Raw genomic sequence first — 8,747 nt, 5'->3', positions numbered from 1 at the left:
GCCCGTCGCGCCCGCCCCCCCACCACCCCGCCCAGCCCGGGGCCGGCCCCCCCCCCCCCCCCCCCCCCCCCCCCCCCCCCCCCCCCGCCCCCCCCCCCCCCCCCCCCCCCCCCCCGCCCCCCCCCCCCCCCCCCCCCCCCCCCCCCCCCCCCCCCCCCCCCCCCCCCCCCCCCCCCCCCCCCCCCACCGCGACGTGCCAGGGCTGGTCGGGCACCGCGCCGAGCAGGGCGGCGAGGGTCTCGTCGTCGGGCCGGCGGTCGACGCCGGGCAGCGGCGCGGGGGTGCGCCGGTCGCCCGGGAAGACCGCGCCGTGCTCGAACAGGGCGACGTCGCGCCGGCCGCGGGAGAGGTTGCGGGCCAGCGTCGCCAGCAGGCCGGGCAGCAGCGTGGTGCGCAGCGCCGGCTCCTCCTCCGACAGCGGGTTGCGCACGAGCACGACCCGGCGGCGCGGGTCGTCGTCGGCGAGGCCGAGGGCGTCCAGCGCCGGGGCGCCGACGAACGGGTAGGACGGCGCCTCGACGTAGCCGGCCTCGGCCAGCGCCCGGCCGACCGCGCGGCGGCGGCGCTGGGTCTCGGTGAGCCCGCGGCCGGGCGGGGCGGTCGGCAGCACCGAGGGGACGTCGTCGTAGCCGGCCAGCCGGACGACCTCCTCGACCAGGTCGGCCGGGTCGGTGAGGTCCGGGCGCCAGGACGGCGGGGTGACGGTCAGCGAGCCGCCGTCGGCCTCCACCGCGCAGCCGACGGCCTCCAGCAGCTCGACCACCCGGGCCGGCGCGTACGGGACGCCGGAGACCCGGCCGGGCTTCGCGGCGTCCAGCGCGATCGACGGGCGCGGGCCGCGGGTGTCGACGTCGACGAGCGCGCCGACGACGCGGGCGCCGCCGTACTCGCCGAGCAGCTGCGCGGCGCGGGCCAGCGCGGCGACGGTCATCTCCGGGTCGACGCCGCGCTCGAAGCGGCGGGCGGCCTCGCTGGGCAGCCGGTGCCGGCGGGCGGTGCGCGCGACGCCGGTGGGCTCCCAGTGCGCGGCCTCGAGCAGCACGTTCGTGGTGCCGTCGCCGATCTCGGTGGAGGCGCCGCCCATCACCGCGGCCAGCCCGATCGGGCCCGTGTCGTCGGTGATGAGCAGGTCGTCGCCGGACAGCGCCCGGTCGGCGCCGTCGAGGGTGGTCAGCCGCTCGCCCTCGCGGGCCCGCCGCACGACGATCGGGCCGGTCACCGCGTCCCGGTCGAAGGCGTGCATCGGCTGGCCGAGCTCGAGCATCACGTAGTTGGTGACGTCCACGGCCAGGGAGATCGAGCGGACCCCCGACTGCGCGAGCCGGCGGCGCATCCACCACGGGCTGGGCGCGGTCGGGTCCAGGCCCTCCAGCGCGACCATCGAGAACCGGTCGCAGCGGCCGGCGTCGGCGACGGTCACCTCCCAGGCCGGCTCGCCGGACCAGGCGGGCGGCGCCGCCGCGGCCGGGTCGCGCCACGGAACGCCGAGGCCGGTGCCCATCTCGCGGGCGACGCCGCGCATCGACAGGCAGTAGCCGCGGTCGGGGGTGACGTTGAGCTCGATGACGACGTCGTCGAGGCCCACGACGGGGCGGGCGTCCGCGCCGGGCTCGACGCCCTCGCCCAGCACCAGGATCCCGGCGTGGTCCTCGCCGATGCCCAGCTCGCGGACCGAGCAGATCATCCCGTCGGAGACGTGGTCGTAGGTCTTCCGGGCGGCGATCTCGAACCCGCCGGGCAGCACGGCACCGGGCAGCGCGACGACGACGCTGTCCCCCACCGCGAAGTTGCTCGCCCCGCAGACGATCCCGCGCGGGGTGCCCTCGCCGACGTCGACCTGGCACCAGCGGATCGGCTTCTTGAAGCCGGTGAGCTCCTCGATCTCCAGCACCCGGCCGACCACGAGCGGGCCGGTGACCTCGGCCGGGGTGTGGACCGCCTCGACCTCCAGGCCGAGCCGGACGAAGGCGGCGTCGAGGTCCTCGACGGTGGTCCCGGCGGGGACGTCGACGTACTCGGCCAGCCAGCCGACGGGGACCCGCATCTACAGCTCCACTCCGAACGCGCTCGTGAACCGGACGTCGCCCTCGACGATGTCGCGCATGTCGCCGACGCCGGCGCGGAACTGCAGCGCCCGCTCGATGCCCATGCCGAAGGCGAAGCCGCTGTACTCCTCCGGGTCGACGCCGCAGGCGACGAGCACCCGCGGGTTGACCATCCCGCAGCCGCCCCACTCGACCCAGCGCGGGCCGTCGCGGTGCTCGGGGAACCAGACGTCGAACTCCGCCGAGGGCTCGGTGAACGGGAAGTACGACGGCCGCCAGCGGGTGACCGCCTCGGGGCCGAACAGCGCCCGCGCGAGGTGGTCGAGGGTGCCGCGCAGGTGCGCCATCGTCAGCCCGCGGTCGACGGCCAGGCCCTCGACCTGGTGGAAGACCGGGGTGTGCGTCGCGTCGAGCTCGTCGGTGCGGTAGACCCGCCCGGGCGCGACGACGTACACCGGCGGCGTGCGCGACAGCAGCGTGCGGGCCTGCACCGGGCTGGTGTGCGTGCGCAGCACCAGGCCGGAGTCCTCGGGGGCGACGAACAGGGTGTCCATCATCGTGCGCGCCGGGTGGTCGCGGCCGATGTTGAGCGCGTCGAAGTTGAACCACTCGGCCTCGAGCTCCGGGCCGTCGGCCACCTCGTAGCCCATGCCGACGAACACGTCGGCGATCCGCTCCTGCAGCGTGGTCAGCGGGTGGCGGGCGCCGCGCGGGGTGCGGTCCCAGGGCAGGGTGACGTCGACCCGCTCCTCGGCCAGCGCCCGGGCGTCGCGCTCGGCCTCGAGCTCGGCCCGGCGCGTCTCGTAGGCCGCGGTGACGGCGACCCGCGCCGCGTTCACCCGCTTGCCGGCGTCGGCGCGGGCGGCCGGCGGCAGCGCGCCGAGCTCGCGGCGGGCCAGCGGCACGGGCGCGCGGTCGCCGAGGTGGGCCGGGCGGACGGCGGCCAGCGCCTCGAGGTCGCCCGCTCCCGCGAAGGCCTCGCGGGCCGCGGCGACGGCGGCGTCGAGGGCCTCGGCGGACAGGGCCGCGACCTGCTTGGGGTCGTAGGGGTCGTTGGCGCCGGACACGGGAGGCCATTCTGCCCGGCAGCCCGTCCGCTCCGCCCGCGGGTTCTCCGAGGTGACCCGATCGCCGCCCACCCTCCGTCGAGATCGCGCGATCTCGCCCGCCCCGCCCCGTCCGGCGGTGCGCGTTCGCGGCCTCTCGACCGGAGGGCGGGGCGGGAGGCGGCGGCTGCCAGGATCGGCGGGCAGGCGAGACGAGGACTGGGGAGGCGCACCGGATGGCGGTGGTGCTGGCGCTGGCCTCGGCCGTCGTCTACGGGATGGCCGACTTCTGCGGGGGGATCGCCAGCCGGCGCGCCGCCGCGGCCGCCGTCGTCGCGCTGTCGCAGGCCGCCGGACTGGTCGCCGTCGTGCTGCTGCTCCCCTGGCTCGGCGGCAGCCCCACGCCGGCCGACCTCGGCTGGGGCGCGGCCGCGGGCGTCGCCGGCGGGGCCGGGCTGCTGCTGTTCTACCGCTCGCTGGCGACCGGCGTGATGAGCGTGGTGGCCCCGGTGACGGCGGTCGCGGCCGCGGCGCTGCCGGTGGTCGGCGGCCTGCTGCTCGGCGAGCGCATCGGGGTCCTGGCCGCGCTCGGGATCCTGCTGGCGCTCGTCGCGGTGGTGCTCGTCGCGGCCGAGGGCGGGCTGGCCTCGCTGCGCACCGCGCGGCTGGGCAGCGTCGCGCCCGCGCTGACCGCGGGTGCCGGTTTCGGGCTGTTCTTCGTGCTCCTGGACCGCACCGGCGAGGACTCGGGACTGAGCCCGCTGCTGTCCGCCCGCGTGGTGTCGGTGCTGCTGATCGGCGGGCTCGCGCTGGCCTCGGGCCGCTCGCTGCTCGTGTCCCGCCGCGTGCTGCCGGTCGTGGTGCTCGCCGGCGTCGCCGACATGACGGCCAACGCGCTGTTCCTCGTCGCCACCCAGGTCGGCGAGCAGCTGGCGGTCACCGGCGTGCTGGCCTCGCTGTACCCGGCGAGCACGGTCGTTCTGGCGCAGGTGGTGCTGCGCGAGCGGCTGGCCGGGGCGCAGCGGGCCGGGCTGGCCGTCGCGGCGGCCGCCGTCGTCCTCATCGCGCTGCCCGCCTGACCCTCCCGGGGGACGCCGGCGGACCGTCGGGTGTCGGGACGGGGACCCGCTGCCGACGACCCGGACGTGACCCGCCCCCAGGAGGCACCGGCGCAGCCCGGACACGACACCGTCCTCGAGCAGGCCCTGCGCGGCGTGCGCAGCGTCTTCCAGCCCATCGTCGAGATCGACACCGGGCGGGTGGTGGCCTACGAGGCCCTCGCGCGCGGCCCGGTCGGCCCGCTGGAGCGGCCCGACGCGCTGTTCGCCGCGGCCCGCGGCGCCGGCCGGCTCGCGGAGCTGGACGAGGCCTGCCGCGCGGCCGCCTTCCGCGGCGCCGTCGACGGCGGGCTCGTCGCGCCGCTGACCGTCTTCGTCAACGTCGAGCCCGAGGTGCTCGACACCGCGCCGCTGGCCGACCTCGTCGCCATCGCCCAGGGCGCGCCCGGCGACCTGCGGGTGGTCATGGAGATCACCGAGCGGGCGATCGCGGCCCGGCCGGCCGAGCTGCTGCGCACCGTCGAGCGGGTGCGGGAGCTGGGCTGGGCCATCGCCGTGGACGACGTCGGCGCCGAGTCGATGTCGCTGGCGTTCCTGCCGCTGCTGTGCCCCGACGTCGTCAAGCTCGACCTGCGCCTGGTGCAGGAGCGCCCCGGCCCGGCGATCGCCGAGATCATGAACGCGGTCAACGCCTACGCCGAGCGCAGCGGCGCCGTGGTGCTCGCCGAGGGCATCGAGACCGCCGAGCACCTGGCCTACGCCCGCGGGCTGGGCGCCACCCTCGGCCAGGGCTGGCACGTCGGCCGCCCCGGCCCGGGCGCGGCCCCGGGGCTCCCCGTCGGCGAGCTGGTGCTGCCCGGCGCCGGACGGCCCACCGGCGCGGTCGGCGCGGTGTCCCCGTTCGCCTGCCTGCCCGACGACGTCCCGCTGCGCCGCGCGCCCAAGGCCCTGCTCATCGAGCTGTCCAAGCAGCTGGAGCGGGAGGCCATGCGCCTGGGCGAGACCTGCGTGGTCGCCGCGACCTTCCAGGAGGCCCGCCACTTCACCGTCTCCACCACCCAGCGCTACCGCGACCTGGTGGAGCGCACCGGCTTCGTCTGCGCCCTGGGCGAGGACCTGCCCGTGGAGCCGCTGCCGGGCCTGCGCGGCGCGCACCTCGCCGACGACGACCCGGTCCGCGGCGAGTGGGACGTCGCCGTCCTGTCCCCGCACTTCAGCGCCGCGCTGCTGGCCCGCGACCTCGGCGACGACGGCCCCGACCTGGAGCGCACCTTCGAGTACGCGCTGACCTACGAGCGCACGACGGTGTCCCGCGCGGCGTCGTCGCTGCTGTCCCGGGTGGCCCCGCGGGCCGGCGACGCCGTCCCCGCGGCGGCCGTCGCGCCCCGTCCCGCCGTGGCGGCGGGCCCGGCGGCCACCGGCCTCGCCGTGGGCACCACGCAGGCGGAGGTGCTCCTGCGCCGCGCCCTGGAGGCCACGCCGAGCGGGGTGACCGTCGTCGACGTGCGGCTGCCCGACCAGCCGATCGTCTACGCCAACGAGGCCTTCCGGCAGCTGGCCGGCCTGTCGTCGGAGGAGATCCTCGGCCGCAACTGCCGGCTGCTGCAGCACCCCGACACCGACCCGGGGGCGGTCGCGCGCGTCCGCGCCGCGGTCGAGGCCGGGCGGTCGTGCCGGGAGACGCTGCTCAACGTGCGCGGCGCGGACCGGGCGCCGTGGTGGAACGAGCTGCACCTCGCGCCGGTGCACGACGCCGACGGCACCGTCGTCCAGTACATCGGCGTGCAGGTGGACGTCACCGCGCGCGTGGAGGCCGAGCGGGCGCTGGTCCGCGAGCGCGACCGGACGTCGGCCGCGCTGGCCCGCATCCAGGAGCTGGCCTACACCGACCCGCTGACCGGGCTGCCCAACCGGCGCCGCCTGGAGGAGCAGGTGGAGGCCGCCATCTGGGAGGCCCGCGCCCGCGGCGACGCGCTCGGCCTGCTGTTCGTCGACCTCGACGGGTTCAAGGCGGTCAACGACCGGCTCGGCCACGCCGCCGGCGACGAGCTGCTGCAGGTGGTCGCCCGCCGCCTGCGCGAGCGGGTCCGCCGCCGCGACCTGCTGGCCCGGCTGGGCGGCGACGAGTTCCTCGTCGCGCTGCCGGACCTGCGGCCGGAGACGGCGCGGGAGGAGGCGCGGCGGGTCGCCGACGAGCTCGCCGCCTCGATCCGCCGCCCGGTGCCGCTGCGCGGCACGGAGGTGCACGTGGGCGCGAGCATCGGGGTCAGCGTCTGCCCCGCGGACGGCGTCGTGTTCGCCGACCTGCTGCACCGCGCCGACCTGAGCATGTACGACCGCAAGGCGGTCACCCGCGACGCCGCCGCCCGGGCCGCCACCGCGCGGGTCGCCGCGGGGGCCGCGCCGGTGCCGCCGCGGGAGCCGGTCCTGCCGTAGGGGTGCGCCCCGGCGCGGGGCGGGTAGGGGCGGGCGACGGCGCACCGGCGTCGTCCCCCGCCCGTGCCCCGGAGGTCCGCCCGTGCCCGACTCCCGCCGCCGGCCGCCCACCCCCCTGGGCCTGGCGACGCTCGTGACGCTGCCCGGCGCGTGGCTCGGGGCCGCCGCCTACCTGGGCCTGCCCGCTCCCGACCTGTCCGCGCCGCTGCAGGCACTGCTGTTCGGGACGGCGATCGTCGGCGCGGCGTTCCTGCTGTCGTGGGCCGCCGAGGCCGCCCAGGTGGACATCTCGGCCGGCCTCGCGCTGGCGCTGCTCGCGCTGCTGGCGGTGCTGCCCGAGTACGCCGTCGACTTCGTCTTCACCTGGACCGCCGGCACCACCTACGGCGACACCGGCTCCTGCACGCCCCCGGACGGCGGCGAGGACGCCTGCTCGCTGGCGCTGGCCAACATGACCGGCGCCAACCGGGTGCTGGTCGGCGTCGGCTGGCCGCTGGTCGTGGTGGTGGCGGCGCTGGCGGTCGCGCGCCGCCGCCGCGCCGGGGACGACGCCGCGCAGCGGGCGCCCCGCCGGGAGGTGCGGCTGGCGGCCACGATGTCGCCGGAGGTCGTCTTCCTCGGCGTCGCCACCCTCTACTCGCTGCACCTGCCGCTGCGCTCGAGCCTCACCCTGGTCGACGCCGTCGTGCTCGTGACCGTGTTCGTGCTCTACGCCCGCCGGCTGGCCCAGGCGCCGGCCGAGGACCCCGACCTCATCGGCACCTCGCGCTGGCTCGGCGAGCAGCCGCGGCGCCGCCGGCGCACCTGGGTGGCCGCGGTGTTCGCCGTCGCCGCGCTGGTCATCCTGGCCTGCGCCGAGCACTTCGCCGAGTCGCTGGTGGAGACCGGCGCGGCGCTCGGCGTCGACGAGTTCCTGCTCGTGCAGTGGGTGGCGCCGCTGGCCAGCGAGTCGCCGGAGCTGATCGTCGCCTGCCTGTACGCCTGGCGGCTGCGCGCCTCGGACTCCCTGGGCACGCTGCTGTCGAGCAAGGTCAACCAGTGGACGCTGCTGGTCGGCACGATCCCGCTGGCGTTCGCCCTGTCCTCGACGGGCCTGCACGGCCTGCCGCTGGACACCCAGCAGCGCACCGAGCTGCTGCTCACCGCCGCGCAGTCGCTGTTCGCCGTCTCGCTGCTGGTCGGCCTGCGGCTGACGACGACGGGGGCGGCCACCCTGTTCGTGCTGTTCGCGGTGCAGTTCGCCGGCAGCATCGTGCTGCCCGCCGACGCCGACCGGGTGCTGGTGCTCGTGCTCTCCGGCGTCTACGTCGCGCTGGCGCTGGCCCGGCTGGCGACGCGCGCCCGGCGGGCCCGCGACCTCGCCCGCGACGGCACGCTGACGCCCTTCGACCGGCTCGAGGAGCGCGAGACCGCGGCCGCCTGAGCGTGGGGCCCAGGGGAACTCAGGCCGGGGGCAGCAGGCCGACCAGTCCCCCGGCGGCCAGCGCGGTCAGCTGCTCGACCAGCTCGGCGGCGGGCACCTCGCGGGTGCCCGACCACCAGTGCGCGGCCAGCTGCACCATGCCGACGACGCCGTAGGCCCACGTCGTCGCGGCACCGGTCGGCCGGCCCGCGGCGGCCAGCCGCTCGCCGAGCAGCGCCGCGAGCGCGCTGGCGACCTCCCGCTCGGTGGCGGCCACCAGGTCCGGGCGCCCGGTGCGGCCGGCCGAGGCGTAGGCGAAGCGGTAGAGCTCCGGCTCGTCCTCGACCAGCCGCACGAACGCGGCGATGACGGCGCGCAGCCGCTCGACGTCGTCGCGCCGCCCGGTGGCCAGCTCGCCGAGCAGCCGCGGCAGCAGGATCGCCGAGGAGATGCGCTCGAGGACGGCGTCGACCAGCTCGTCCTTGTCGGCGAAGTAGCGGTAGATGACCGTCTTCGACACCCCGGCGGCGCGGGCGACGTCGTCCACGGCGAAGCCCGGGCCGGCCGCGCGGACCGCCTCGACGGCGGCACCGGTCAGCTCCGCCCGGCGGGCGCGCCGGTGCTCGGTCCAGCGGGCGCGCCGTCCGTCCGCGGCCGGCCGCGGGTCGTCGTCGAGGCCCTGCGCGGATCTCGCGATGGCAGCTGCCCTCCGTCCCGGGGACGTCGGCCGCCCCGGGGGGCGGCTCGAGACCTGCACCCT

General features: G+C 78.0%; 6 protein-coding genes. 3 read left to right on the top strand and 3 right to left on the bottom strand.

All coding sequences use genetic code 11. The annotated features are described in order from the left end of the window. On the bottom strand, positions 1 to 2,044 hold a 2,044-nt coding region (gene pheT / locus ACI796_RS19415), incomplete at its 3' end, for a phenylalanine--tRNA ligase subunit beta (protein WP_456942858.1). Then, positions 2,045 to 3,112: a phenylalanine--tRNA ligase subunit alpha gene (gene pheS / locus ACI796_RS19410; RefSeq protein ID WP_456942857.1), complete on the bottom strand. Its 1,068-nt coding sequence runs from the start codon at positions 3,110 to 3,112 to the stop codon at positions 2,045 to 2,047. A 215-nt stretch (positions 3,113 to 3,327) separates the two neighbouring features. On the opposite strand from pheS, the gene ACI796_RS19405 reads away from it, so the two are divergent. The 3 genes from ACI796_RS19405 to ACI796_RS19395 all read left to right on the top strand — a co-directional run bounded on the left by ACI796_RS19405 (position 3,328) and on the right by ACI796_RS19395 (position 8,008). Next, positions 3,328 to 4,170: an EamA family transporter gene (locus ACI796_RS19405; RefSeq protein WP_456942856.1), complete on the top strand. Its 843-nt coding sequence runs from the start codon at positions 3,328 to 3,330 to the stop codon at positions 4,168 to 4,170. Positions 4,171 to 4,236: 66 nt separating this feature from the next. Beyond that, a complete protein-coding gene (locus ACI796_RS19400; RefSeq protein WP_456942855.1) occupies positions 4,237 to 6,585 on the top strand; it encodes a diguanylate cyclase domain-containing protein in 2,349 nt (782 codons plus the stop codon). 82 nt (positions 6,586 to 6,667) lie between these two features. Continuing rightward, positions 6,668 to 8,008, top strand: coding sequence for a sodium/calcium exchanger protein (locus ACI796_RS19395; RefSeq protein ID WP_456942854.1), 1,341 nt, complete (start codon positions 6,668 to 6,670; stop codon positions 8,006 to 8,008). A 19-nt stretch (positions 8,009 to 8,027) separates the two neighbouring features. On the opposite strand, the gene ACI796_RS19390 is transcribed toward ACI796_RS19395, so the two are convergent. Then, positions 8,028 to 8,744 carry a TetR/AcrR family transcriptional regulator gene (locus tag ACI796_RS19390; protein ID WP_456942853.1) on the bottom strand — a complete coding sequence of 239 codons (717 nt, stop codon included), beginning with the start codon at positions 8,742 to 8,744 and terminating at the stop codon, positions 8,028 to 8,030. Between the last annotated feature and the right edge of the window lie 3 nt (positions 8,745 to 8,747).

The sequence above is a fragment of the Geodermatophilus sp. SYSU D00525 genome (assembly GCF_054050475.1).
Note: the sequence above shows the minus strand (reverse complement) of the source record. Positions and strands in the feature narration are given on the sequence as shown.